Here is a 23257-nt window from a genome sequence, read left to right on the forward strand (position 1 = left end):
GAGGCTCCGAACTACCCTGGTCGGGTGCGTGACAAAACCCCACCGAATTCCGCCGCGGCCGGAGACGGACTGATCCGTGCCGGTGCCATCGTGTTCTTCGTCGGCGCCGCGGCCACACTGGTCACCGTTGCCCCCCTGCTCCTGGGTACGACGCCCTTTCCCACGTACATGTTCGGACTGAGCATGTTGATGGGAGTCGGATTCCTCATCGCGGGAGCGGGGGTGTTCCAGTCGATCGCCCGCGGGCGTCGGGAGGCGCGCGCGGGTTCCCGGACGCTTATCGGAGCGCGCCCCGGTGACCCGCCAGCCAACCCGGGAACTTCGTCAGGTCCTTGAGCACCACGTCGGCGCCCGCCGCGCGCAGTTCGTCCGCGTCGCACGGGCCGGTGGCCACGGCGACCGAGAGGGCGTTCGCGCTGCGGGCGCCCCGTACGTCGCCGGTGTGGTCACCGACGTAGACACCCGACCCGTACTCGCGCAGGGCCTCGGCCTTCCCCTCGGCCCACAGGCCGCCGATGACGGCGTCGGCGTCGATGCCGAGATGGCTGAGATGCAGCTTGGCGTTGGGCTCGTACTTGGCGGTGACGACGATCGCGCGCCCGCCCGCCGCCCGTACCGCCGCTATCGCCTCACGGGCGCCGGCCATCGCGGGCGTCGGCGCGATGGCATGTGTGGGATACATCTCCCGGTAGACGTCCGCCATGGCCTCGACCTGCTCGGCCGGAAACCAGTGGACCAGCTCGTCCGCGAGCGGCGGTCCGAGCCGTGTGATGGCCAGGTCGGCATCGATGTACGTCCCCGTCCGCGCGGAGAGCGCCTGGTAGCAGGCGTGGATGCCGGGACGGGAATCGATGAGGGTCATGTCCAGGTCGAACCCGACGGTCAGCGCACGAGAAGTCATATGGGCCATTGTGCCCAGCGAAGACGACCCACTTGTGATGCTCCGGTGAGCGTCCGCGCTCCCGGGCACGGACCTGCGGCGAACCGTCCGGACGGCTCCGGCACCCGCATACCCAGGAGCGCGGGGAACTGTGCGATCGGCCCATGACGGCCTGCGGCGGACGTCACGACGTCAGGTGGCACCCCTCCGGGAGCGCGGAGAACTGCGCGCTCAGCCACGGCCCACCCGCACCCGCACCCGCACCCGCACCCGGCGAGCAGCCCGGATCGGCCACATAGGTTCAGCCGAGCCCTACCGAACCGGCCGGCCCTTCAGCCTCCGGAACCCCAGCCCATGCAAGCCGGACGGGCGGCCGCACTGGCGGCATCGGCCTGCGGAGCGCGGGTAGGACCAGAACTCGTTCTGGCACAGCGCGAAGAAACAGGAAGCCACCGATTCCCGACCGGAAGCCGTGCCGCGTAGCGGCACAGCAACGATCGAGAAGGCCGGAATCCCCGCCATTCAGGGCGAGGAGCAAGTCAACTCCGGCGCTGCGACCTCCACACCAGATACAGCGCGGAAGCGATAGCCGCGCCCCGCAGGACCCACGGCCAGGTCTCGGCGACCGCGTCGCTCATCTGCCCCTGGGCGACGGGTGTGCCCCAGCGGCCCTCCGTGCGGCCCCAGAGCCAGACGACACCCGCCGAGACGACCAGGCCGGGCACGCCGAGGACCGCCCACTTCGACTCGGTGGGGCTCAGGCGGCGCGAGAGGTAGGCGATGAGCCAGCCGAGGCCCAGCATGACGAGGTTGCCGATGGCCGCGCCGGCGACGAGGAGGGCGGCGGCGAGCAGCAGCAGGGGGTTGGTCCAGCCTCCGCCGACGGGCCGCAGGCGCGGGACGAACCGGCGGCGTCTTTGCCCGGCCGGGCCGGCCGCCTCGACGGGTGCCACCGGTTCGACGACCGCCGTCACGGGCTTCGGCTCGGGCTCGTCGGCCTCCTCGCCGGGCGGCGGCCTGAGCAGTTCGGGGATCTCGATGCCCCCGACGAACCCGGGCACGCTGTCCATCGACCCGAGCGGTCCGCTCTCCACCCGCCACCAGTCGGGCTGGTGCGTGCCGAGCTCCTCCGTGCTCGCGAGGTGCGGCGGGGAGGGCGCGGCGTCGGCCGTCTCGGCGGCCCGCGGCTCCGCCGGGCGCGGCCGGGGGACCCTGCGGCGGACCTTCGGCCGGGGCTCCGGTTCCTCGGCCCGCTGGGTGGGGACGGCGGCCCGCGGCTGTGCCGGGTCCTGCGCTCCACCGGTGGCGTTCGCCGCCGAGACCACCGATTCGGGGGTGCCCAGGCGGTCGAGGATGCGGCGGACCGCGGCCGGGCTGTCGACGACCGCCTTGGCCCGGCGCCGGTCGATCTCGCCACGCAGCTCCGTGACGAGCCGCATGCGCGTCCCGGACGGCAGCTGCCTCTGCTGGGCCAGGTCGCCGACCCGGCTCAGATAGTCGAATACGAGCTGGTCGCTCTCGATCCCCACGAAGTCCCCTCCGGGGCGCCCGCGTTGAAATGTCCCCGCGCGAACGACGGTACCGCGCCCGCCGCCCGTGACGGGCCCCGGCACGTCAGTGGCTCACACCAACGGGAACGGCGGCGGCCGCCCACCCGCTACCGTGGATCGGATGAGCGCCCAGGAGCAGTCACCAGAGGAGCCCGGCGGGGTGTCCGCAGAGGAGCCCGCTCCCGCCGGGGCACACCCTCGTTCGCTCGCGGAGGACCTGCGGGCCCGCGACGACTCCTCCCTGTCCGCGCTGCTGCGGGCCCGCCCGGACCTCATCACTCCCGTACCGACGGACCTCACCCAGCTGGCCACCCGGGCCGGTACGCGCGCCTCCGTGATCCGTGCCCTCGAGCGCCTGGACCGGTTCGCCCTCCAGAGCGCGGAAGCACTGGCCGTGGCCCCGGAGCCGGCTCCGTACGGCGCGCTGCTGGAGCTGCTGGCGGGCGACGCGGGCGACTTGGCGGTCACCGAGGCCCTTCCCCACGCCGTGGCCGTCCTGCGCGAGCAGGCGCTGGTGTGGGGCGCGGACGACCGGCTCCGGCTGGTCCGCACGGCCCGCGAACTCCTCGCGCCCTCGCCGCAGCACCCGTCCCCGACCGGGCTGGGTCCGACGGTCGCGGAGGCCACGGCGGGCATGTCCCCGGGCCGTATCCAGGAGATCCTCGCGGCGGCCGGGCTGGCCACGACCCACGACGCGGTGTCGGCGGTGGAGTCGCTCACGGGACTGTTCACCGACCGCGCCCGGATGTCCGCCCTGCTCGACTCGGCCCCGCCGGAGTCCCTCGAGGTTCTCTCGCGGCTGGTCTGGGGGCCGCCGTACGGCCAGGTGACCGCCGATCCGGCGTCCCGTCTGCGTTGGCTCCTGGACCGCGGGCTGCTCCTGCCGACGGCACCCGGCACGGTCGTGCTGCCCCGCGAGGTCGCCCTCCATCTGCGCGCGGGACGGGCGCACCGCACGACGGAACCGCTTCCTCCGCCGGTCGAGCCCACGGCCGTGCACCGTCCACAGGTTGTGGACGCCACGGCGGCCGGCCAGGCGTACACGGCGCTCGCCACCGTCGAGGAGCTGCTGAAGGACTGGGACGAGGGCGGCCCGTCCGTGATGCGCGCGGGCGGCCTGAGCGTGCGGGATCTGAAGCGGACGGCCGTGGCCCTGGACGTGCCGGAGCCGGTCGCCGCGTTCTGGGTGGAACTCGCCTACGCGGCGGGCCTGCTGGCCTCGGACGGCGCGGCCGACGAGCGGTACGCGGCGACGCCCGCGTACGACGAGTGGCTGGACCTGCCGGCCGCCGAGCGCTGGACGCGGCTGGCCACGGCGTGGCTGTCGGCCACCCGCACGGCGGGTGTGGTCGGCGGCCGGGACGCCAAGGAGCGCACCCTGTCGGCCCTGGGCCCCGGCCTGGACCGCTCGGCGGCCCCCGAGGTCCGTCACCGGGTTCTCTCGCTGCTCGCCGCGCTGCCCGAGGGCGGCTCCGCGTCCCCCGACTCCCTCGTCGCCCGACTGCACTGGGAGCGCGCCCTGCGCGGCACCGCCTCCTCGGACGACCTGCGGGCCCGGCTCGCCCGGTGGACGCTGACCGAGGCCGAGTCGCTGGGGATCACCGGCAGGGGCGCGCTGTCCGCGCACGGGCGGGCGCTCATGGGAGCGGCGGCGCCGCGCCCGCCCGCCCCGGAGCGGGCCGCCGGTCCGGGCGACAAGCTCCCCGTCCACCACCGGCATCACCACCCGGCGCCCCCGCCGGAGCCCCGTTCCCCCGCCGAGGTGGCCGCCGCCGCCTCCCGGGCCGGCCGTCTCCTGGCGCCCCTCCTTCCGGAGCCCCTCGACCACGTCCTTCTCCAGGCGGACCTGACGGCGGTGGCCCCGGGCCCGCTGCGACGCCCCCTGGCGGACGTGCTGGGTGTCCTCGCGGACGTGGAGTCGAAGGGTGGGGCGACGGTGTACCGCTTCACGCCGGGCTCGGTCCGCCGGGCCCTGGACGCGGGCCGCTCGGCCTCCGACCTGCAGGCGTTCCTGACCGCCCACTCCCGCACGCCGGTACCGCAACCGCTCGCCTACCTGATCGACGACGTGGCGCGCCGACACGGCCACCTGCGGATCGGCGCGGCCTCGGCGTACGTCCGCTGCGACGACGACGCGCTGCTGAACGAGATCGTCGCCGACAAACGGTCGCAGGGGCTCAGGCTGCGCCGCCTCGCGCCCACGGTCCTGGCCGCCCAGACCGACCCGGCCACGCTTCTCGACGGCCTGCGCGCGATGGGTTTCGCCCCGGCCGCCGAGTCCGCCGAGGGTGACGTGCTGATCACCCGCGCCCACGCCCATCGCACGCCCCCGCGCACGGCGCCCGAGCCGGTTCCCGACGGGCCGCCGTCTCCCGACACCACCCTTCTGGGGGCCGCGATCCGCGCCATCCGTGCGGGCGACGTGGCGTCCACGGCCCCGCGCAAGCCGTCTTCCGCGCCCGGCCGGAACGGCGCCCTGCCCCGCACCACCTCCGCCGAGACCCTCGCCACCATGCAGGCCGCCGTCCTCACCGGCGGCACCCTCTGGATCGGTTACGTGAACGCCGAGGGCTCCGCCAGCCAGCGCGTCATCGCGCCCGTGCGGGTGGAGGGCGGCTTCGTCACGGCGTACGACCACACCGCGGACGAGGTCCGTACGTACCCCCTGCACCGGGTGACGGGCGTGGCGGAACTGGCGGACGAGCAGGCCTGAGCCCGCGCGCGCGCCGGGCCGATCCGCGCCGGGCCGCAGCGGGCCGCAGCGGGCCGCCACGGTCTCACTCGTCCGGGTGTACGTGGCGGTTCATGCGCGCCACGCCGGGCGCTTCCCACCCATGAGGGACCTTGCGGGGCCTCCCGCATCGGGGCGCGGGTCGTGGGGCAGCCAGTGGGTGGTGATCACGCAACGGCCTGATCACACCGACCTGGAGGTAGTCCCATGCGTACTGCTCGTCGTGTCGCCACCGTGCTGATCGGTACCGCCGCGCTGCTCGGCGCACTCGCGTCACAGGCCGCGGCGATCGGTATCGATCTCGGCGGGGGTCTGACGCTCTGAGTCGCCCCCCGCACGCCCCGCGGGCCGGACTCGGCGTCCGAGTCCGGCCCGTCCCCTCCGTGGGCCCCACCCCGGCTCAGCAGCTTCCGAAAGGCTCCGAAGTCCTCATGCGTCCCACCCGCGCCACGCAGCCCGCGCACGCCGCGATTCCCGTGCGTCCCAAGCGCCGCACGCACACGCGTTCCGCCGCCACGGCCGCCCTCTTCGCGTCGGCCGCGCTCATCGGCGTCCTGGCCCCGCAGGCCGCCGCCCTGCCGCTGCCCCTCCCGGCGGCGGCCCTCGAACCGCTCGTCACCGAGGGGGTCACCGTCGAAGGGCCGCTGGTCAACAACATCACTCTGCCCACGCTGAAGTAGCCCGGCGCATGCGGTAGCTGTCCCCTTCGAGGCGGACGATCTCCGCGTGGTGGGCGAGGCGGTCGACCAGCGCGGGGGCGGCGCCGCCGAAGACCTCGTCCCAGCGGCCGAGCGGGCGGTCGGTGGTCACGATCAGGGAGCCCCGCTCGTAGCGGTGCGCGACCAGCTGGAAGAAGAGGTGGGCGGTGTCGGCGTCGAAGGGGGTGTAGCCGACCTCGTCGACGATCAGCAGCGGGTGGGCGTCGAGTGCCGCCAGTTCGTCGGCGAGCCGGCCGTCCGTCCGTGCCGCGGTCAGCCGCGCGGCCCACCGCGCCGCGGTCGCGAACAGGACGTGGTGCCCCGACTGGCAGGCCCGGATCCCGACGCCGACGGCGAGATGCGTCTTCCCGGTGCCGGGCGGGCCGACGAACACCACGTTGCGCCGCGCCGCGACGAAGTCCAGCTTGCCGAGCCGCGCCACGGTCTCCCGGTCGAAGCCCCGGGGATGCTCCTCGTCGAACTCCTCCAGCAGCTTCCGGGCGGGAAACCCTGCGTCCCGGATCCGGGCCTCGGCGCCCGTCTCGTACGAGCCGTAGGTGTCATGGGAGTCGTACGGGGCGGTGGCCGTCTGAGCCGGGACCGGGACGGCGGCCCACGCGACGGCCGGGGCGGCCACCGGGAGCGCGAACTCCGCCGGTACGGACGAGACGGCGGCCCCGGACCAGGCCGCCTCCCCGGCGAGCCCCGCCCCCCTGTCCGTGCCCCTTGTGCGGGCGGTCCCCGTGCTCCGCCATCGGCCCCGACATGTACGCCAGGATCGCCGCCGAGGCGATGAACGCCATGTGGATGACCGTCCCCCACAGCAGCGAGTGCTGCGAGGTGTGGTGCACGTCCACGAACATCTGGAGCAGATGGACGGACGAGATGCCCACGATGGCGGTGGCGAGCTTCACCTTCAGCACGTTGGAGTTGACGTGCGAGAGCCATTCCGGCTGGTCACGGTGGCCCTGCAGACCGATGCGCGAGACGAACGTCTCGTATCCGCCGACGATCACCATGATCAGCAGGTTGGCGATCATGACGACGTCCACCAGCTTCAGCACGGCGAGCATCACGTACGTCTCGTTCGCCTGGCCGGTCACGCACCGGAGGATTAAATTCCACAGCTCGTTGAAGAACTTGTAGACGTAGACGCCCTGCGCGGCCACCAGTCCGAAGTACAGCGGGGCCTGGAGCCAGCGGGTGGCGAAGAGGGCGTATCCGAGCGTCGTGGTCGGCTGGGAGACGGCGGGCAGCGGTACGGGCGGCGGGGCATGGCTGTGACCGGGCAAGGGTGAGCTCTCCCTGGGCGGCGACCTGGGGCAGTGACCTGCGGGATCGCCATTCTTCGGGTCCAGGACCGTAAATCTGAATTCACACCACTCATTGGAATGAATAGACATCCAGTAGGACAGGAGCGGCGCTGCGGCGGACCACGGCGTGAGCGGTCGGCGATCAGGCACACTGGACGTTTGGCCGTGCACTTCGCACGGCTGTGCAGAAGGGGACGCGCGCGTGAATGGTCCACTCATCGTCCAGTCCGACAAGACCCTGCTCCTGGAGGTCGACCACGAGCTGGCGGACGAGTGCCGCCGGGTCATCGCGCCCTTCGCCGAGCTGGAGCGCGCGCCCGAGCACATCCACACGTACCGGGTGACCCCGCTCGGGCTGTGGAACGCGCGCGCGGCCGGGCACGACGCCGAGCAGGTCGTGGACGCACTCGTGCAGTACAGCCGCTATCCGGTGCCGCACGCGCTGCTGGTCGACATCGCGGAGACGATGGGCCGCTACGGCCGTCTCACGCTGAGCAAGCACCCGGCCCACGGCCTCGTCCTCACCACCACCGACCGGCCCATCCTGGAGGAGATCCTGCGCTCGAAGCGGATCATCCCGCTCGTGGGCAACCGGATCGACCCGGACACCGTCGCCGTGCACCCCTCGGAGCGGGGGCAGATCAAGCAGACGCTGCTGAAGCTGGGCTGGCCGGCCGAGGACCTCGCCGGGTACGTGGACGGGGAGGCGCACACCATCGACCTCGCCGAGGACGGCTGGTCCCTGCGGCCGTACCAGAAGCAGGCGGTGGAGAACTTCTGGCACGGCGGATCAGGAGTGGTCGTACTCCCCTGCGGCGCCGGCAAGACGCTGGTCGGGGCGGGCGCCATGGCCGAGGCGAAGGCCACCACCCTCATCCTCGTCACGAACACCGTGTCGGCCCGGCAGTGGAAGCACGAGCTGGTGAAGCGCACGAGTCTGACCGAGGAGGAGATCGGCGAGTACAGCGGTACGCGCAAGGAGATCCGGCCGGTCACCATCGCCACGTACCAGGTGCTGACGACGCGGCGGAAGGGCGTCTACCCGCACCTGGAGCTGTTCGACTCCCGCGACTGGGGGCTGATCGTCTACGACGAGGTGCACCTGCTGCCCGCCCCGGTCTTCAAGTTCACCGCCGACCTCCAGGCGCGCCGCCGGCTCGGTCTGACGGCCACGCTGGTGCGCGAGGACGGCCGCGAGTCGGACGTCTTCTCCCTCATCGGGCCGAAGCGTTTCGACGCGCCCTGGAAGGAGATCGAGGCGCAGGGTTACATCGCGCCGGCCGACTGCGTCGAGGTCCGGGTGAACCTCACCGACTCCGAGCGGCTCGCGTACGCGACCGCCGAGACGGAGGAGAAGTACCGCTTCTGTGCGACGACGGCGACGAAGCGCAAGGTCACGGAGGCGCTGGTCCGCCGTTTCGCGGGGCAGCAGACGCTCGTCATCGGCCAGTACATCGACCAGCTGGACGAGCTGGGCGAGCACCTGGACGCACCCGTCATCAAGGGTGAGACGCCGAACGCGCAGCGCGAGAAGCTCTTCGAGGCGTTCCGTCAGGGCGAGATCAGCGTCCTGGTGGTCTCCAAGGTCGCCAACTTCTCCATCGACCTGCCGGAGGCCACGGTCGCCATCCAGGTGTCGGGCACCTTCGGCTCCCGCCAGGAGGAGGCCCAGCGCCTCGGCCGGGTGCTGCGCCCGAAGGCCGACGGCCACCAGGCGCACTTCTACTCGGTGGTGGCCCGCGACACCATCGACCAGGACTTCGCGGCCCACCGCCAGCGCTTCCTGGCCGAACAGGGCTACGCCTACCGGATCGTGGACGCGGACGAACTCCTGGCGGACAACTGAGCGGAGCGCTCCGCGGGTAGCGGGGGAAAAGCCGGGCCGGGGGCCCGGGGCCCGAGGAAGGCCAGGGGGCCGAGGAAAGGCCAGGGGGCCGAAGGAAGGCCGTGCGGCTGCCGGGTTCGTCATGGCTGGGCGCGCAGTTCCCCGCGCCCCTGACGGGGTCCGTGGGCGGGGCGCGGCCGCGCGGTGGAGCGCAGGTGTCACAGCTCCGCGACCCTGACGAGGATCGCGGCCGGGACGGGGTCCCTACCGGCGGTGTACGCCCGCTTCCTCGCCGTACTCGCCGAGGAGGACCACTCCCAGGGCCGCGCCGGCGAAGACCTTGACGGCGCGCAGGGCGTCGCCGAGTCGGTGCCGGTGGCTGCCCTGCAGGGCGGTCGCGCCGGACGGCGGCCGGGGGCGGACGGAGGCTGGGGTGAAGGTCGCTGCGCTCATGTATCCATAGTGCGATCCGGGCACCCCGCTTTCATCGGCCTCGGGACCGAACCTCCGTCGTCCCCTCGTACGACTCCGGGCCCTCCCCTACCCCGTAGGGAGTGGGACGGCATCCCCTAGGGGACGGCGACGGGCGCACGGGAAAACGGTTGGCCTCGACCGCCCCGGCTCGCCTAGGATCTCCGCTCTTGCCCGCCTCCCGTCGTGGAGCGCCGCCGTCCGGACGGAAACCGGTCGGCCCACCGCCATTCTGCGGGGCTCACCATGCCCCGGCAGCTCTCGCAGGCCTCGGAGGCAACGCCCGTGTCCACCCCGCCCGACTCCGCCGTGCCCGGCGCCGTTCCGTCAGACGACCCTCTCTCCCGCGAGCGGGCCCACCTCTCGCACTCCCGCGCCGCGCTGCGTTCGATGCGGGAGGACGTGCAGTCCCTCGACATCCGGGACGTCACCGCGAACTGGGTCAACGCGGAGGTCCTGAGCCGCCAGATCGGCGAGCGCATCAAGGCCCTCGCCGACCTCTCCCACACCCCGCTCTTCTTCGGCCGCCTCGACTACCTGCACGCCCCCGGCGCCGACCGGGCGGAGGGCGCGCAGGGGGAACGCTTCTACATCGGCCGCCGGCACGTCCACGACGCCGGGGGCGACCCCATGGTGATCGACTGGCGGGCCCCGGTGTCCCAGCCCTTCTACCGGGCCTCCAAGAAGTCCCCGATGGACATCGCGCTGCGCCGCCGCTTCGGTTACACGGGCGGCGACCTCACCGCGTACGAGGACGAGCATCTCTCCGACCCCGCCGAGGCCGCGGCCACCAGCAAGCTGCTCCAGCAGGAGATCGAGCGCCCGCGCGTGGGCCCGATGCGCGACATCGTGGCGACGATCCAGCCGGAGCAGGACGAGATCGTACGGTCCGGTCTCGGCGGCACGGTCTGCGTGCAGGGCGGTCCGGGCACCGGGAAGACGGCCGTCGGCCTGCACCGGGTCGCGTACCTCCTCTACGCCCACCGTGAGCGGCTCGCCCGCACCGGCACCCTCGTCATCGGACCGAACGCGTCCTTCCTCCACTACATCGAGCAGGTGCTGCCCGCGCTGGGCGAGCTGGAGGTCAAGCAGGCCACGGTCGACGACCTGGTCGCGCACGTGGAGGTACGGGGTGCGGACGACGCGACGACCGCGGTCGTCAAGGGCGACGCCCGGATGGCCGAGGTGCTGCGCCGGGCCGTCCGGGCGCACGTGACCCTGCCCACCGAGCCCGTCGTGGTCGTCCGGGGCTCCCGGCGCTGGCGGGTACCGGCGTACGAACTCACGGACATCGTGCAGGAGCTGCTGGACCGGGACATCCGGTACGGGGCCGCCCGCGAGGCCCTGCCGCAGCGCATCGCGCACGCGGTGCTGGTGCAGATGGAGCGGTCGGGCGAGGCACCGGACGACCGCGTGCAGGACGCCGTCGCCCGCAACCCCGCGGTGAAGGCGGCGGTGAAGGCACTCTGGCCGCCGGTGGATCCACCGAAGCTCGTGTTCCGGCTGCTCTCCGACGCGGACTTCCTGTCCCTGCACGCGGAGGGTGTCCTGACGGCGGACGAGCAGAAGACGATCCTGTGGGCGAAGCCGGCGCGGTCGCTCAGGTCGGTCAGGTGGTCGGCCGCGGACGCCGTGCTGGTGGACGAGGCCACGGACCTGGTCCGGCGCACGCACTCGTTGGGGCATGTGGTGCTCGACGAGGCGCAGGACCTGTCCCCCATGCAGTACCGGGCGGTGGGCAGGCGCTGCACGACCGGCTCGGCGACCGTGCTCGGTGACCTGGCGCAGGGCACGACGCCCTGGGCGACGCGGAGCTGGGACGAGGCGCTGGCCCATCTGGGCAAGGCGGAAGCGGTCGTCGAGGAACTGACGGCGGGCTTCCGCGTGCCGACGGACGTGATCACGTACGCGTCCCGGCTGCTGCCCCACATCGCGCCGGGCCTGACGCCGGTGGCGTCGGTGCGGGAGAATCCGGGCTTCTTCGAGGTCCGCGGGATCGGCGCGGACACCGAAGTGGTCGCGGCCTGCGAGGAGTTGTTGCGCCACGAGGGTTCGGTGGGTCTGATCGCGGCCGACGTGCGGGTGCCGTTGCTGGCCGAGGCACTGGCGGAGGCGGGCCTGCCCCACCTCGCCCCCGGCGAGGAGACGACGGCCGCCGCCCGGCTCACGCTTGTCCCGGCCTCCCTCGCCAAGGGCCTGGAGTACGACTACGTGGTGCTGGACGAGCCCCGGGCCGTCGTGGACGCGGAGCCGGACGAGCGGACGGGGTTGCGTCGTCTGTACGTCACGCTGACCCGAGCGGTGTCGGGTCTGATCGTGACGCACGCGACGGCCCTGCCGGCGCAGTTGGCCACGCCGTAAGCACCGGCTCCCTGCCGGGCGCCACCTGCGTGAGCCGTCTGCGAGCCCGGGGGGCCGATCGCGCAGTTCCCCCGCGCCCACCTCAGGGGCGCGGGGAACTGCGCGACCAGCCACGTCGGACCCGCACCCGACAACCAGCCCCGCCGCCCCACCACCTCAGGGGCGCGGGGAACTGCGCACCCAGCCCCCACCGGCCCGCAGCCGCGATCGAGACGCCCAGGGCCGGGGGCGGCCAGGCCAAGGCCGGGGCCGGGAGCCGGAGGCCGGGGCTCAGGCGGCAGCGTCCAGCGCCGTTCGCCATTCCCGTACCGCCTCCGCGGAGACCGGGGCCGCCCAGCCGCCGGGCCGGGCCGCACCGCCGATGTGGAACGCGTCGACCCCCGCCGCCCGCAGCCGCGGCACGTGGCCGAGGCGAAGGCCCCCGCCCACGAGGAGGCACGGTTCGTAGCCGGGCTCACCCCGCCTCGCCGCCTCCGCGAGAAGCGTCGGCAGACCCTCGTCCACGCCGGCCGCAGACCCCGCCGTGAGATACGTGTCCAGACCGGGAAGGTCGGAGAGCCGCTTGCGCAGGGCGTCACGGTCGGCCGCGCGGTCGATCGCCCGGTGGAACGTCCAACGGCAGCCGTCCAGTTCGGCGAGCACCGACTCCAGCGCGGGCAGATCGGGCTCTCCGGTCTCGTCCAGGAACCCGAGCACGAACTCGTCCGCCCCGGCCGCCCGCAGCTCCCGCGCCGCCCGTACGAGCCCCCGTACGTCCCCGGCCCCGAATCCGTCGGCGAGCCGCAGCATCACGCGCAGCGAGATACCGACGGCGTCCCGGATCCCGGCGAAGGCCGCGACCGGCGGGGTGAGCCCGTCGGCGGCCATGTCGGCGACCAGTTCCAGCCGGTCCGCGCCTCCGGCCTCGGCGGCGACCGCGTCCTCGGGGTCGAGCGCGATCACCTCCAGGACTGCACGCTTGCTCATAGGACCTCTTCCCTCGGGCGGCTACAGGTCTAGTCCAATAGTCAGCCTACGCGCCCGCCGACGGAGATCCACGGATATCACCATTCGCACGCGCAACGTCACTGTGTGCAACTACTCTCGACCTGGCGCCGTCCGACAACGTCAGCCGCGCGAAAGGGAGTTGCCCCCATGTCTCAGTCGAAGCGACTCGACCCGTCCCAGTCCCCCCGCGCGCTGTACGGCGCCGAGCTCCGCCACCAGCGCGAGGAGGCCCGCCTCTCCCAGGAGGAGCTGGGCACCCGCATGTTCGTCAGCGGCTCGTTCGTCGGGCAACTGGAGGCCGGTATCCGCCGGATGCAGCCGGAGTACGCGCAGATGGCCGACGAGATCCTGAAGACGGACGGGTTCTTCGTGCGGAACCTCGCAGCCGCGATGAGATCGCCCTACGAGCATCACTTCGCGGACGTCGTCGAGTTCGAGGGGCTGGCGCAGTCGATCAAGGACTGGGCGCCGGACCTGGTCCCCGGCCTGCTCCAGACCGTGGCGTACACGCGGGCCGTGATCCGGGCGTACGACCCGGTGGTGGCGGACGAGGTCGTCGAGGACCGGATGGTGTCCCGGCAGGCGCGCGCACACATCTTCGACGACCCGGCGACACCCCGTTATTGGGCGATCCTGGACGAGGTCGTCGCACGACGTCCCGTGGGCGGCCCGCACGCCATGGCCGAGCAGCTCCGCCACATCGCCGCGCTGGTGCGCCGCAACCGGATCATCGTCCAGGTGCTGCCCCTCTCGGAGGGCGCCCATGCCGGGATGGACGGTCTCTTCAAGCTGATGACCTTCGACGACGCCCCGCCCATCGCATACGTCCAAGGCGTCCAGACGGGCCGCCTGTTGGACGATCCGGCTGTGGTCACCCGCTGCACACTCACCTACGATCTGCTCGGGGCCGCGGCCTTGTCGCCCGCCGCGTCTCTCGCCCTCATCGAGCAGGCGGCCGAGGAGCACGAAGATGCGTACCGCGCCCGATCCGAGGACCGCGACCTGGCGTAAGAGCAGCTACAGCGGCGGCACGGCCAACGAGTGCGTCGAGGTCCGCGACGACCTCCCCGGCATCGTCCCCGTCCGCGACAGCAAGGCCCCCTCCCGAGGCGTGCTGATATTCGGTGCGGCCGCCTGGTCGTCCTTCGTCGCGGCGGCCGCCGTGACGAAGGACGACCGGTAACCGGCCGGGACGGAGGAAAGGGAGGCGGCCGGCACGGAGGGCAGGAGGCGGCGGGCGGACAATGGGGTCCATGGCCGACCCCGACGCCCTCCGCACCCGTTGGTCCCACGCGCTCGACAGGAGCCGTGGGACGGCGACCCCCGACCCCGCGCCCTACGCGGACAACCTCCTCGCCCGCTGGTCCGAGCCCCAGCGGCGCTATCACACCCTCGATCACCTCACGGCGGTGCTGGACCACGTCGACGTGCTGGAGAAGGCCGCGGACGACCCGGACCTGGTCCGGCTGGCCGCGTGGTTCCACGACGCGGTCTACCTCCCCGACCGCTCCGAGAACGAGGAACGCTCGGCCCGTCTCGCCGAGCGCGCGCTCCCCGAGGCCGGCCTGTCCGCCACCGCCACGGCCGAGGTCGCCCGCCTGGTCCGGCTGACGGTCACGCACGCCCCGGCCGCCGATGACGCGAACGGCCAGGTCCTGTGCGACGCCGACCTGGCGGTCCTCGCCTCGTCCGCCGACGCGTACGCCGCCTACACGGCCGCGGTCCGCGAGGAGTACGCCTTCGTGCCGCCGGACGCCTTCCGCGAGGGCCGCGCCGCGATCCTCCGGCAGCTCCTGGACCTGCCCCGCCTCTTCCACACCCCGTACGGCACAAGGGAATGGGAGGGCCCGGCCCGCCACAACCTGACGGCCGAGCTGGACCGGTTGACGGCCTGAACCACAGCCGATGGAATGGCCTGCCCCCCGTCGAGGTTGGCACCTGATATGCCCGTCCCCACGCGCAAGAGCACCAGCACCGATGCCCTCCCCTCCCCTCGCACCCGTACGCGCATGCCCCTGGCCGTCTACGTCCTCGGGCTCTCCGTCTTCGCACTGGGCACCAGCGAGTTCATGCTCTCCGGACTGCTGCCGGCGGTCGCGGACGACATGGGCGTGTCCATTCCGCGGGCCGGCCTGCTGATATCGGCCTTCGCGGTCGGCATGGTCGTCGGCGCGCCCCTGCTGGCCGTGGCGACACTCCGGCTGCCCCGCCGTACGACCCTCATCGCGCTCATCGCCGTCTTCGGCCTCGGCCAGTTCGCGGGCGCACTCGCCCCGAACTACGCCGTGCTCTTCGCCTCCCGGGTGATCAGCGCACTGGCGTGCGCCGGCTTCTGGGCGGTCGGCGCCGCCGTGGCCGTCGCCATGGTGCCGGTGAGCTCCCGCGCCCGGGCGCTCGCCGTGATGATCGGCGGCCTGTCGATCGCGAACGTCCTCGGCGTCCCGGCGGGCGCCTTCCTCGGCGAGAGCCTCGGCTGGCGCTCCGCGTTCTGGGCGGTCGGCGGCGCCTCCGCCGTCGCGCTCGTCGGGGTGGCCACCCTCATCCCCCGTATCCCGCTCCCCGACGAGAAGCCCCGCCTCGGGAACGAGCTGCGGATCTACCGCGACCGGCAGGTCTGGCTCTCCATCTCGCTGATCGCGTTCGCCGCGGGCGGCGTCTTCTGCGCGTTCAGCTACCTCGCCCCGCTGCTCACGGACGTGGCCGGGCTCGACGAGGGCTGGGTGCCGGCCGTGCTCGCGCTGTTCGGGATCGGCGCCCTCATCGGGACGGCGATCGGCGGCCGGATCGCGGACGCGCACCTCTTCGGGGTGCTGCTCTCGGGCATCGCGGCCTCGTCGGTCCTGCTCGTCGCGCTCGCGCTGCTCGGGCAGTACGCCACCGTCGCCGCCGCCCTGGCCTTCCTGCTCGGGGTCTCCGCCTTCTACACGGCCCCGGCCCTGAACGCCCGGATGTTCAACGTCGCGGCCGCTGCCCCCACCCTGGCCGGCGCCACCACCACGGCCGCCTTCAACCTCGGCAACACGGGCGGCCCGTGGATCGGCGGCGCCGTCATCGACGCGGGACTCGGCTTCGCCTCCCCGGCCTGGGCCGGCGCGGGCCTGACCGTCACGGCGGGCGTGGTGACCGCGGTCTCGCTGCGTCTGCACCGGCGTACGGCGGCGTCGCGGGTGGTCACCGGAGCCCACGCCCTGGTGCCCGGCGAAGCGGTGGACCACTCACCGTCCGCGAACTGATCACTTATCCTCACCGGCATGCGAGCCATGGGTGGGGACCAGGTGGAAGAGGCCGTCGCGGGCGCGGTGGCCACCCTGCGGAGCGGGACCGGCCGGGACTGGAGCGTCAGGGCGGGGCTCCTCGATTGGAGCTGCCGCGGGACGCTGGAGCACGTCGCCTCGGGCCTTCTCGGGTACGCGGGCCAGTTGGCGGGCCGGTCCGCCGACCGGTCGGCGCCGTTCGGCATCACCTTCGAGGAGTGTGCGGACGCCGAGGACGTCCTCCAGGTCGTCGAGACCGCCGGGGCCCTCCTCGCGGCCGCCGTGCGCACCACCCCGCGCGAGGTGCGGGCCTTCCACCCGTTCCCCTTCGGTGACGCCGACCGCGAGGGCTTCGCCGCGATGGGCGTCACCGAGGTGCTGGTGCACGCGCACGACGTGGCCGAGGGACTGGGCATCCCCTACGAGCCACCCGCCGCGCTCTGCGCCGACGTACTGACCCGGATCTTCCCGCATGTCCGGCCGGAGCCCGGCCCCGACCACTGGCGGACCCTGCTGTGGGCCACGGGCCGGGGCACCCTGCCCGGCCGCGCACCCCTCACCACCTGGCACTGGAGCACCGACCTCGTCGTACCGGCCGACCGCCTCACCCTCCAGGGCGTCACCCCGGCGGCCGCCGCCGACCTGCGCGCGGGCGGCACCGGGGGCTTCGTGTGGATCGAGGACGGCCCCTTCGAGGGCACGCGGGACGCCGCGGGCATGGTGGTCAAGGCGTACGAGGCCGGGGTGCACCGTCCGGAGTGGGGCATGTTCGTCCTCGTCCGGCGCGAGGACGGCCGTGCGCTCGGCGGGATGGGCTTTCACGGCGCCCCGGACGAGGAGGGCCGCGCAGAGGTCGGCTACGACCTGACGGCGTCGGCCCGCGGCAACGGCTACGCCACCGAGGCCCTGCGCGCCCTGTCCGCGTGGGCCCTGGCCCGCGAGGACCTCACGTACCTGTTCGCGACGGTGGACCGGGCCAACTCCGCATCCCAGGGCGTGGTCTCACGCGCAGGCTTCACCAGGGTCGGGGAGGACGAAGGGGACGGAGAGAACGGGAAGAGCGGCGGCCAGTACGCGTACGAGCTGCGGCGCGACCGGGCCCCGGCCACGAGCCGGCCGGGGACCGGCTGAGGGCCGACCGCGACCCGGCCGAGCGGGGCCCCGCCGGGTCCGGAAACCCGCCGCTCTACGAACTCCCGCTCTGCGAACTCCCGCTCTGCGTACGCCCCTTGGGCCTGCGCAGTCCGGACGCGACGAGCAGGCGTACGATCTCGCGGCTGCGCACCTCCACCGCGCCGGCCCGCACGACCTCCGCGTACCGGTGCGAGGGGATGTCGTAGTGATCCCGCTCGAAGGCCCTGCTCGGCACGCCCACCCGCTCGGCGAACAGGTGGAGTTCCTCGTACGAGACGTCGCTGACGAGGTGGGACCACATGCGGCCGTGCCCCGGCCAGTCCGGCGGGTCTATGTAGACGGTCACGACGAGGTCGTCCCGCCGGAGCCACCCGTGGCCGTCCGGAGCGCGCCCACCGCGGAGACCCGCACACCCGCCTTGTGGCAGACCCAGTGCGGGTCGGGCCCCAACTCGGGCTCCACCTCCAGGGCATGGGGATCACCGGCACTACAGACGGGACACAGCGGCCAGCGTCCGTACTTCTCCAGCAGCGCGTCCTGTACGTCCTGGGCGATCAGCCCCGCCACGTAGTCGACCCCCTCGGGCCACTGCTCCACCCACCAGCGCCGCTGTACGACGGACTCCTCGACCATCGACACGACATCGGCCTCCGCGACCTCACCCGCGACAAGATCAGCAAGCACCAGCGCCCGCGCCGCGTGCAACGCCCGCTCCAAGGGGCGGACGGGATGAGAAGAGCCCGGAGAATCCATACGTCCATTGTGCGCCACCCGCACATCGCCCTCCGGGGCCGCGTCGTGCCCGGGGCCGCGGCCGTGCGGGGCCGCAGGTCGCCCGGGGCCGCAGGCCACCCGGGAATGCGGGGCCCGGCGCAGTCTTTTTCGGGGGCGCGGGGAACGGCGCAGTCTTTTAGGGGCGCGGGGCACGGCGCAATCCTTCAAGGGGCGCGGGGAACGGCGCGACCAGCCCCCACCCACCCGCAGCCGACCACCACCGCTCCACCCACCCCGCCCCCGCACGCTCCCCGCCCCCTCACCCCTTGACCCTCCCCCGAAGTGAAAATATCTTTCACATGTGACCCACCAAGTGAAGGAAATTTTCGCCGGTGAGGCCCCACCGGCCCCCGCAGCCCTCGCCGCCAAGGTCCGCACCCTCGCCCCGTCGATGACCCGCTCCATGCAGCGGGTCGCCGAGGCCGTGGCCGCCGACCCCGCAGGCTGCGCGGCCCTCACGGTCACCGGCCTCGCGGAGCTGACCGGCACCAGCGAGGCCACCGTGGTCCGCACGGCCCGCCTCCTCGGCTACCCCGGCTACCGGGACCTGCGGCTCGCCCTCGCCGGCCTCGCCGCCCAGCAGCAGTCGGGCCGGGCCCCCACCGTGACGGCCGACATCGCGGTGGACGACCCGATCGCGGACGTGGTCGCCAAGCTCGCGTACGACGAACAGCAGACCCTCGCCGACACGGCGGCCGCACTGGACACGGTCCAGCTCGGCGCGGCGGTGGCAGCACTCGCCGCGGCCCGCCGCATCGACGTGTACGGCGTCGGGGCGTCCGGACTCGTCGCCCAGGACCTCACGCAGAAGCTGCTGCGGATCGGGCTCATAGCCCAGGCACACAGCGACCCCCACCTCGCCGTGACCAACGCCGTGCAGCTGCGCGCCAAGGACGTGGCGGTCTCGATCACGCACTCCGGGTCGACCGGGGACGTCATAGAGCCGTTGCGGGTGGCGTTCGAGCGTGGGGCCACGACGATCGCGATCACGGGACGTCCGGACGGGCCCGTCACCCAGTACGCGGACCACGTCCTCACCACCTCCACGGCCCGGGAGAGCGAGCTGCGCCCGGCGGCGATGTCCTCCCGCACGAGTCAACTACTGGTCGTCGACTGCCTGTTCGTCGGGGTCGCACAGCGGACCTACGAGACCGCGGCGCCCGCGCTGTCCGCGTCGTACGAGGCATTGGCGCACCGGCATCGGCACCGGGGCGCTTCGCGATAGCCACCCCTTGAACGAGTACACCCGAACGAGAACGCCCAGTACCGGAAAGAGCCGTCGCACATGACCTCCAGCTCCGACGCCACCGACGCCCCTGACACGCCCGATGTCCCCGACGCTTCGGAACCCACCAAGTACCGGGATCTGCAAGCCGAGTTGGAGACCCTGACCACGGAGAGGTTCCGTCCCGAGCACTCCGACATCGACAAGCTGTCCACGCTCGACATCGCGAAGCTCATGAACGGCGAGGACGCGACCGTGCCGGGCGCGGTCGCCGCGCAGCTGCCGCGGATCGCGGCCGCGATCGACGCCATCGCCGCACGGATGGCCCGGGGCGGCCGTCTGGTCTACGCGGGCGCGGGCACCGCCGGGCGGATGGGTGTGCTCGACGCGTCGGAGTGCCCGCCGACGTTCAACACGGATCCGGCCGAGGTCATCGGCCTGGTCGCGGGTGGTCCGGCCGCGATCAGGACGGCGGTCGAGGGCGCGGAGGACTCCGCGGAACTGGCCGTCGAGGACCTGTCGGCGCTGAGGATCACGGCGGACGACGTGGTCGTCGGCATCTCGGCCTCGGGCCGCACGCCGTACGCGATCGGAGCGGTGGAGCACGCCCGATCGCTCGGCGCCCTCACCGTCGGCCTGTCGTGCAACGCGGACAGCGCGCTGGGGGCCGCGGCGGATCACGGTATCGAGGTCGTGGTGGGCCCCGAACTGCTCACGGCGTCCACGCGCCTCAAGGCGGGCACGGCACAGAAGCTCGTCCTCAACATGCTCTCGACAATCACGATGATCCGCCTGGGCAAGACGTACGGGAACCTGATGGTCGACGTACGCGCCTCGAACGAGAAGCTGCGGGCCCGCTCCCGCCGGATCGTCGCGCTCGCCACCGGCGCCTCGGACGAGGAGATCGAGGCGGCACTGGCCGAGACGGACGGCGAGGTGAAGAACGCGATCCTCACGATTCTCGGCGGCGTGGACGGCCCCACCGCCGCCCGCCTGCTGCGGGAGAGCGGCGGCCACCTGCGCGCCGCACTGGCAGCCGAACCCCGCTGACCAGCAGGTTCCGCGGGAGGGCCCGACCCCGTCAGGAGGCGCGAAGAAGCCGTTGACCGAGAATCCCCGACCCGGCGAACCTCGAACCGACGAACCCCGACCCGACGAACCCCGAACCGGAGGGCCTCCGGCGCCGGGCACGGACGGGACCTGCACGGCGTGCCGCCTCACCGCCGGAATGGACGTCCTCCCCGGCGGGACGGTCCTCCGTACCCCGCTGTGGGTGGTGGAGCACTGCGTCGGCCCGCTGCCGCTCGGCACCCTCGTCGTCAAGCCGCTCCGCCACGTCCTCCACGTGGCCGACCTGACGCCGGACGAGTCCGCGGAGCTGGGCCCGCTCCTGCGCCGCGTCAGCACCGCCGTCACGGCGGTGACCTGCCCCGAACAGGTCTACGTCTGCCTCTGGTCCCACGCCGGCGCTGTCCCGGGCCACATCCACTTCGTGGTGCAGCCCGCGCTGACGGCCGATCTCGAACGGTACGGGGCTTACGGGCCCGCGCTGCAGACGGCCATGTTCGCGGACGGGGCCGTCCCGGACGCGGCGGCCGTGGCCGAGGTGTGTGAGCGGTTGCGGGCGGAACCGGCTGTCAGTGGCGCGTGGGAGGGTGGGGGGTGTCGAGAGGAAGGAGTAGGAGCGTCGTGAATCACGCGCAATTGACCGCTCTGGGGCGTGCCCTGCGAGTGCTCGGGGAGCATGGGGACGCCTTGTCGGGCGAGACGCCGGACGCGAAGCTGCATGAGGTGAAGGCCGATCTGAAGCGGGCCCTGGACCTCCTGGAGGAGACCGTCACGACGGCGGCGCCCACCACGCGATGCTCCGAGCACCCCACGGGACCGGTCGACGAGGACGCCCCCGACCTCTGCCTGCTCTGCGAGACCCGCCGCCGCCTCTCGCGCCGCTCGAAGGTGAACGACTCGTTCCACGACTCCTACCCGCAGGGCAGGCCGTCCGCCCCGGACGAGAGCGGAGAGCGCACGAAGTCCCGTTACGGCGTCCGCGGCGATCGCCCCGAGCCCCAGCAGCGCTGGCTCCCGGAGATGTGGACCGGCCAGGCCTGGCAGCTCTGCGGCACCCCCCGCCGCGACAAGCAGGAGGCGGAGCTGTATCTCGCCGCCCAGCGCCGGGGCCCCCGCCCGAGCATGGCCTACCGCCTGATCCACGAGTTCACGGACTACGAGGTCCTGCGGATCTGGGGCACCCCGGTGAAGATCGACATCGAGCCGATGGGAAATCTCTGACGAGTGAGGGCCACCCGGTCCCGCCCGGCCCTCGCGTCACACCCCACGTCACGGCAGCCGCCCCTCCTCGTTGATCCGGCGCACCCGTGCCCGCAGCACCTCGCCCGGAGGGGCCTCGCCCACCGCGTCCGGTGGGCAGTCCCACTCCCGCCCGCCGCCCACGGGCCTCAGCTGTACGTAACCTCCCTCGTGCCCCATGACCTGGCCGAGGCGACCGTCCCGTACGTCGATCACGTACCGCGCGCTCACGCCTCCCCGCCCGCCTCGCGCAGCGCGGTGGCCAGGCGCTCGGCCGTGCGTACGTTGCAGCGCCCCAGCTCGACCAGGGCGAACGGCTCCCCGGTCGCCGCGGTCACCGGATCGACGCCGAGCGACGGCAGGACGACACCGGCTCTCGCGAGGGCCGCTCTCAAACACTTCACCGCGTCCTCGGTCGACCGCACCCGCTCACCCGACGTCATCTCCACCACCGACATGCCTCCACTCTGCGTGTTTGCGTTCGCCACACAGAGTGGCCATTCGGCCTCTAGCCTGGCCATAGTCGGCGTCCAACAACAACGCCTGTGTGACAGGGAGTTGCGCATGCCAGGCCCGAAGGCCCTCGACCCGTCCTCCTCGCCCCGCGCCCTGATCGGCGCCGAGTTGCGTCACGCTCGCGAAGCGAAAGGGCTCAGCCAGAGCGAACTGGGCGAGCCGCTGTTCGTCAGCGGCTCGTTCATCGGCCAATTGGAAGCAGGGACGCGACGCCTGCACCTCGAATACGCCGTCCAGATAGACGAGATCCTCGACACGAACGGCTTCTTCGAGCGCAACTGCAGGGCGCTTGCCAAGTCCAAGTACCCGGACCACTTCGCAGAGGCCGCGGAGGCGGAGGCTGCCGCTACGGCGATCAGGCACTACCTCCCGCTGTTGATCCCCGGCCTGTTGCAAACCCCGGCATACGCTGCCGCACTGTTCCGCACCTACCGCCCCACAGCCCCGGATACCGTAATCGAGGAACTGGTGGCGACCCGTATGGAACGCGCCGGTCTCCTGGCCGATCCAACAACCCCGTTGTTGTGGGTGGTCCTCGACGAAGCCGCGCTGCGCCGACCGGTCGGCGGAGCCGGTGTGATGGCAGGCGCTCTCCGTCACGTACTGGGTATGGCTCGCAAGCACCGGATCATCGTGCAAGTTCTGCCGTTCAGCGCCGGAACGCATGCCGCGATGGGCGGCGCCCTGAAGATCATGGAGTTCGCAGACGCGCCGCCTCTCTGCTTCGTCGAGGCACTGGACACGGGGAAACTGCTGGACGACCCAGCCGCGGTTGCCCGAAACTCCCTGACGTTCAGCCTCCTCCAGGCCGCCGCACTGCCACCCGAGGATTCCCTGACCTTCATCGAATCGGTGGCGCAGAATTACGAGCATGGAGACCAACACCCCTGAGTGCGGCCCCACCGTGGCCATCTGGCACAAGTCCAGCTACAGCGCCGGCGATGGCGGCGACTGCCTAGAAGTGGCCCCCGGCCACCCCACCCACATCCCCGTGCGCGACTCCAAGAACACCGACGGCCCGAAGCTCGCGTTCCGGGCCGAGGCCTGGTCGGCGTTCGTGGCACACCTCAAGCAGGACTAGCCCACAGCCGTCCCGAAGCTCAAGCGCCAAGCTCCGAGCCCTGCTTGTCAGGATTGGGTGGTGGGTCTCAACCCACCCACCCTCCCCGCCAGTTGACTCGAAGCGACCGGTTTGCCACGGACAGTCACATGGGTCTAGCGTGCCCGGATA

General features: G+C 72.7%; 26 protein-coding genes. 16 read left to right on the forward strand and 10 right to left on the reverse strand.

Features of this window, described 5'->3' with window-relative positions:
* Positions 1–24 precede the first annotated feature (24 nt).
* Complete coding sequence (locus tag O1Q96_RS42070) at positions 25–336, forward strand: hypothetical protein (RefSeq protein WP_269253106.1); 312 nt, start codon at positions 25–27, stop codon at positions 334–336.
* Here the strand turns inward: O1Q96_RS42070 and O1Q96_RS42075 are convergent.
* Together O1Q96_RS42075 and O1Q96_RS42080 are read right to left on the reverse strand one after the other, a co-directional pair.
* Positions 278–910 carry an HAD family hydrolase gene (locus O1Q96_RS42075; RefSeq protein WP_269253107.1) on the reverse strand — a complete coding sequence of 211 codons (633 nt, stop codon included), beginning with the start codon at positions 908–910 and terminating at the stop codon, positions 278–280. The genes O1Q96_RS42070 and O1Q96_RS42075 overlap by 59 nt on opposite strands.
* Positions 911–1419: 509 nt before the next feature.
* Positions 1420–2409, reverse strand: a complete 990-nt coding sequence (locus O1Q96_RS42080) for a hypothetical protein (protein WP_269253108.1) — start codon at positions 2407–2409, stop codon at positions 1420–1422.
* Between the two features lie 142 nt (positions 2410–2551).
* On the opposite strand from O1Q96_RS42080, the gene O1Q96_RS42085 reads away from it, so the two are divergent.
* On the forward strand, positions 2552–5143 hold the full coding sequence (locus O1Q96_RS42085; protein ID WP_269253109.1) for a helicase-associated domain-containing protein: 2592 nt from the start codon (positions 2552–2554) through the stop codon (positions 5141–5143).
* Positions 5144–5592: 449 nt separating this feature from the next.
* Positions 5593–5841 (forward strand): hypothetical protein, encoded by a 249-nt coding sequence (locus O1Q96_RS42090; RefSeq protein WP_254643593.1) that lies wholly within the window; start codon positions 5593–5595, stop codon positions 5839–5841.
* Here O1Q96_RS42090 and istB read toward each other — a convergent pair.
* Both istB and O1Q96_RS42100 read right to left on the reverse strand, forming a co-directional pair.
* On the reverse strand, positions 5819–6496 hold the full coding sequence (istB, locus tag O1Q96_RS42095; protein WP_269253110.1) for an IS21-like element helper ATPase IstB: 678 nt from the start codon (positions 6494–6496) through the stop codon (positions 5819–5821). The two genes, O1Q96_RS42090 and istB, sit on opposite strands and share 23 nt — an antisense overlap.
* Positions 6420–7151, reverse strand: a complete 732-nt coding sequence (locus O1Q96_RS42100; RefSeq protein ID WP_269253111.1) for a TIGR00645 family protein — start codon at positions 7149–7151, stop codon at positions 6420–6422. Before O1Q96_RS42100 ends, istB begins: the two co-directional genes overlap by 77 nt.
* A gap of 223 nt (positions 7152–7374) precedes the next feature.
* Here O1Q96_RS42100 and O1Q96_RS42105 point away from each other — a divergent pair, with 223 nt between their 5' ends.
* Positions 7375–9018: a DNA repair helicase XPB gene (locus O1Q96_RS42105; protein ID WP_269253112.1), complete on the forward strand. Its 1644-nt coding sequence runs from the start codon at positions 7375–7377 to the stop codon at positions 9016–9018.
* Between the two features lie 243 nt (positions 9019–9261).
* Here the strand turns inward: O1Q96_RS42105 and O1Q96_RS42110 are convergent, their stop codons facing one another.
* Complete coding sequence (locus O1Q96_RS42110) at positions 9262–9450, reverse strand: hypothetical protein (RefSeq protein ID WP_269253113.1); 189 nt, start codon at positions 9448–9450, stop codon at positions 9262–9264.
* A gap of 264 nt (positions 9451–9714) precedes the next feature.
* On the opposite strand from O1Q96_RS42110, the gene O1Q96_RS42115 reads away from it, so the two are divergent.
* Complete coding sequence (locus tag O1Q96_RS42115) at positions 9715–11829, forward strand: HelD family protein (protein WP_419587027.1); 2115 nt, start codon at positions 9715–9717, stop codon at positions 11827–11829.
* Between the two features lie 270 nt (positions 11830–12099).
* Here the strand turns inward: O1Q96_RS42115 and O1Q96_RS42120 are convergent, their stop codons facing one another.
* The gene (locus tag O1Q96_RS42120; RefSeq protein ID WP_269253114.1) at positions 12100–12795 is read right to left on the reverse strand and encodes a copper homeostasis protein CutC; all 696 of its coding nucleotides are present in this window, start codon (positions 12793–12795) and stop codon (positions 12100–12102) included.
* 168 nt (positions 12796–12963) lie between these two features.
* On the opposite strand from O1Q96_RS42120, the gene O1Q96_RS42125 reads away from it, so the two are divergent.
* The 5 genes from O1Q96_RS42125 to O1Q96_RS42145 all read left to right on the forward strand — a co-directional run bounded on the left by O1Q96_RS42125 (position 12964) and on the right by O1Q96_RS42145 (position 17201).
* Positions 12964–13827 (forward strand): helix-turn-helix domain-containing protein, encoded by an 864-nt coding sequence (locus O1Q96_RS42125; protein ID WP_269253115.1) that lies wholly within the window; start codon positions 12964–12966, stop codon positions 13825–13827.
* Positions 13787–13999, forward strand: a complete 213-nt coding sequence (locus tag O1Q96_RS42130; protein WP_269253116.1) for a DUF397 domain-containing protein — start codon at positions 13787–13789, stop codon at positions 13997–13999. Before O1Q96_RS42125 ends, O1Q96_RS42130 begins: the two co-directional genes overlap by 41 nt.
* Before the next feature lie 70 nt (positions 14000–14069).
* Positions 14070–14711 carry an HD domain-containing protein gene (locus tag O1Q96_RS42135; protein ID WP_269253117.1) on the forward strand — a complete coding sequence of 214 codons (642 nt, stop codon included), beginning with the start codon at positions 14070–14072 and terminating at the stop codon, positions 14709–14711.
* Between the two features lie 114 nt (positions 14712–14825).
* Positions 14826–16049 (forward strand): Cmx/CmrA family chloramphenicol efflux MFS transporter, encoded by a 1224-nt coding sequence (locus O1Q96_RS42140; protein ID WP_269253948.1) that lies wholly within the window; start codon positions 14826–14828, stop codon positions 16047–16049.
* 18 nt (positions 16050–16067) lie between these two features.
* Entirely contained in the window at positions 16068–17201 is a 1134-nt protein-coding gene (locus tag O1Q96_RS42145; protein ID WP_269253118.1) for a GNAT family N-acetyltransferase, read from the forward strand.
* 55 nt (positions 17202–17256) lie between these two features.
* On the opposite strand, the gene O1Q96_RS42150 is transcribed toward O1Q96_RS42145, so the two are convergent.
* Together O1Q96_RS42150 and O1Q96_RS42155 are read right to left on the reverse strand one after the other, a co-directional pair.
* Positions 17257–17550 (reverse strand): DUF4031 domain-containing protein, encoded by a 294-nt coding sequence (locus O1Q96_RS42150; protein ID WP_269253119.1) that lies wholly within the window; start codon positions 17548–17550, stop codon positions 17257–17259.
* Positions 17547–17957: a hypothetical protein gene (locus O1Q96_RS42155; RefSeq protein ID WP_269253120.1), complete on the reverse strand. Its 411-nt coding sequence runs from the start codon at positions 17955–17957 to the stop codon at positions 17547–17549. The genes O1Q96_RS42150 and O1Q96_RS42155 overlap by 4 nt, the downstream gene beginning before the upstream one ends.
* A gap of 322 nt (positions 17958–18279) precedes the next feature.
* Between O1Q96_RS42155 and O1Q96_RS42160 the strand changes: the two genes are divergently transcribed.
* From O1Q96_RS42160 to O1Q96_RS42175, 4 genes are all read left to right on the forward strand, one after another.
* A complete protein-coding gene (locus O1Q96_RS42160) occupies positions 18280–19203 on the forward strand; it encodes a MurR/RpiR family transcriptional regulator (protein ID WP_269253121.1) in 924 nt (307 codons plus the stop codon).
* Positions 19204–19263: 60 nt separating this feature from the next.
* Positions 19264–20253 (forward strand): N-acetylmuramic acid 6-phosphate etherase, encoded by a 990-nt coding sequence (gene murQ, locus O1Q96_RS42165; RefSeq protein WP_269253122.1) that lies wholly within the window; start codon positions 19264–19266, stop codon positions 20251–20253.
* Positions 20254–20431: 178 nt separating this feature from the next.
* Entirely contained in the window at positions 20432–20896 is a 465-nt protein-coding gene (locus O1Q96_RS42170) for an HIT family protein (RefSeq protein ID WP_269253123.1), read from the forward strand.
* Entirely contained in the window at positions 20893–21492 is a 600-nt protein-coding gene (locus O1Q96_RS42175) for a hypothetical protein (RefSeq protein WP_269253124.1), read from the forward strand. Before O1Q96_RS42170 ends, O1Q96_RS42175 begins: the two co-directional genes overlap by 4 nt.
* Positions 21493–21540: 48 nt before the next feature.
* Here O1Q96_RS42175 and O1Q96_RS42180 read toward each other — a convergent pair whose 3' ends face one another.
* Positions 21541–21741 carry a hypothetical protein gene (locus tag O1Q96_RS42180; RefSeq protein ID WP_269253125.1) on the reverse strand — a complete coding sequence of 67 codons (201 nt, stop codon included), beginning with the start codon at positions 21739–21741 and terminating at the stop codon, positions 21541–21543.
* Positions 21738–21968 carry a hypothetical protein gene (locus tag O1Q96_RS42185; protein WP_269253126.1) on the reverse strand — a complete coding sequence of 77 codons (231 nt, stop codon included), beginning with the start codon at positions 21966–21968 and terminating at the stop codon, positions 21738–21740. Before O1Q96_RS42185 ends, O1Q96_RS42180 begins: the two co-directional genes overlap by 4 nt.
* A gap of 106 nt (positions 21969–22074) precedes the next feature.
* Between O1Q96_RS42185 and O1Q96_RS42190 the strand changes: the two genes are divergently transcribed.
* Positions 22075–22917 carry a helix-turn-helix domain-containing protein gene (locus O1Q96_RS42190; RefSeq protein WP_269253127.1) on the forward strand — a complete coding sequence of 281 codons (843 nt, stop codon included), beginning with the start codon at positions 22075–22077 and terminating at the stop codon, positions 22915–22917.
* Positions 22898–23107 carry a DUF397 domain-containing protein gene (locus O1Q96_RS42195; RefSeq protein WP_269253128.1) on the forward strand — a complete coding sequence of 70 codons (210 nt, stop codon included), beginning with the start codon at positions 22898–22900 and terminating at the stop codon, positions 23105–23107. Before O1Q96_RS42190 ends, O1Q96_RS42195 begins: the two co-directional genes overlap by 20 nt.
* Positions 23108–23257: the final 150 nt, after the last annotated feature.

This window comes from Streptomyces aurantiacus (assembly GCF_027107535.1).
GTDB lineage: Bacteria > Actinomycetota > Actinomycetes > Streptomycetales > Streptomycetaceae > Streptomyces.

Coding starts and splice junctions, on each gene's coding strand:
- O1Q96_RS42075 (WP_269253107.1), bottom strand. CDS start 910: ATGGCCCATATGACTTCTCGTGCGCTGACCGTCGGGTTCGACCTGGAC.
- O1Q96_RS42085 (WP_269253109.1), top strand. CDS start 2,552: ATGAGCGCCCAGGAGCAGTCACCAGAGGAGCCCGGCGGGGTGTCCGCA.
- O1Q96_RS42090 (WP_254643593.1), top strand. CDS start 5,593: ATGCGTCCCACCCGCGCCACGCAGCCCGCGCACGCCGCGATTCCCGTG.
- O1Q96_RS42110 (WP_269253113.1), bottom strand. CDS start 9,450: ATGAGCGCAGCGACCTTCACCCCAGCCTCCGTCCGCCCCCGGCCGCCG.
- O1Q96_RS42115 (WP_419587027.1), top strand. CDS start 9,715: ATGCCCCGGCAGCTCTCGCAGGCCTCGGAGGCAACGCCCGTGTCCACC.
- O1Q96_RS42120 (WP_269253114.1), bottom strand. CDS start 12,795: ATGAGCAAGCGTGCAGTCCTGGAGGTGATCGCGCTCGACCCCGAGGAC.
- O1Q96_RS42125 (WP_269253115.1), top strand. CDS start 12,964: ATGTCTCAGTCGAAGCGACTCGACCCGTCCCAGTCCCCCCGCGCGCTG.
- O1Q96_RS42130 (WP_269253116.1), top strand. CDS start 13,787: ATGCGTACCGCGCCCGATCCGAGGACCGCGACCTGGCGTAAGAGCAGC.
- O1Q96_RS42135 (WP_269253117.1), top strand. CDS start 14,070: ATGGCCGACCCCGACGCCCTCCGCACCCGTTGGTCCCACGCGCTCGAC.
- O1Q96_RS42140 (WP_269253948.1), top strand. CDS start 14,826: ATGCCCCTGGCCGTCTACGTCCTCGGGCTCTCCGTCTTCGCACTGGGC.
- O1Q96_RS42145 (WP_269253118.1), top strand. CDS start 16,068: ATGCGAGCCATGGGTGGGGACCAGGTGGAAGAGGCCGTCGCGGGCGCG.
- O1Q96_RS42155 (WP_269253120.1), bottom strand. CDS start 17,957: ATGGATTCTCCGGGCTCTTCTCATCCCGTCCGCCCCTTGGAGCGGGCG.
- murQ (WP_269253122.1), top strand. CDS start 19,264: ATGACCTCCAGCTCCGACGCCACCGACGCCCCTGACACGCCCGATGTC.
- O1Q96_RS42170 (WP_269253123.1), top strand. CDS start 20,432: ATGGACGTCCTCCCCGGCGGGACGGTCCTCCGTACCCCGCTGTGGGTG.
- O1Q96_RS42185 (WP_269253126.1), bottom strand. CDS start 21,968: ATGTCGGTGGTGGAGATGACGTCGGGTGAGCGGGTGCGGTCGACCGAG.
- O1Q96_RS42190 (WP_269253127.1), top strand. CDS start 22,075: ATGCCAGGCCCGAAGGCCCTCGACCCGTCCTCCTCGCCCCGCGCCCTG.
- O1Q96_RS42195 (WP_269253128.1), top strand. CDS start 22,898: ATGGAGACCAACACCCCTGAGTGCGGCCCCACCGTGGCCATCTGGCAC.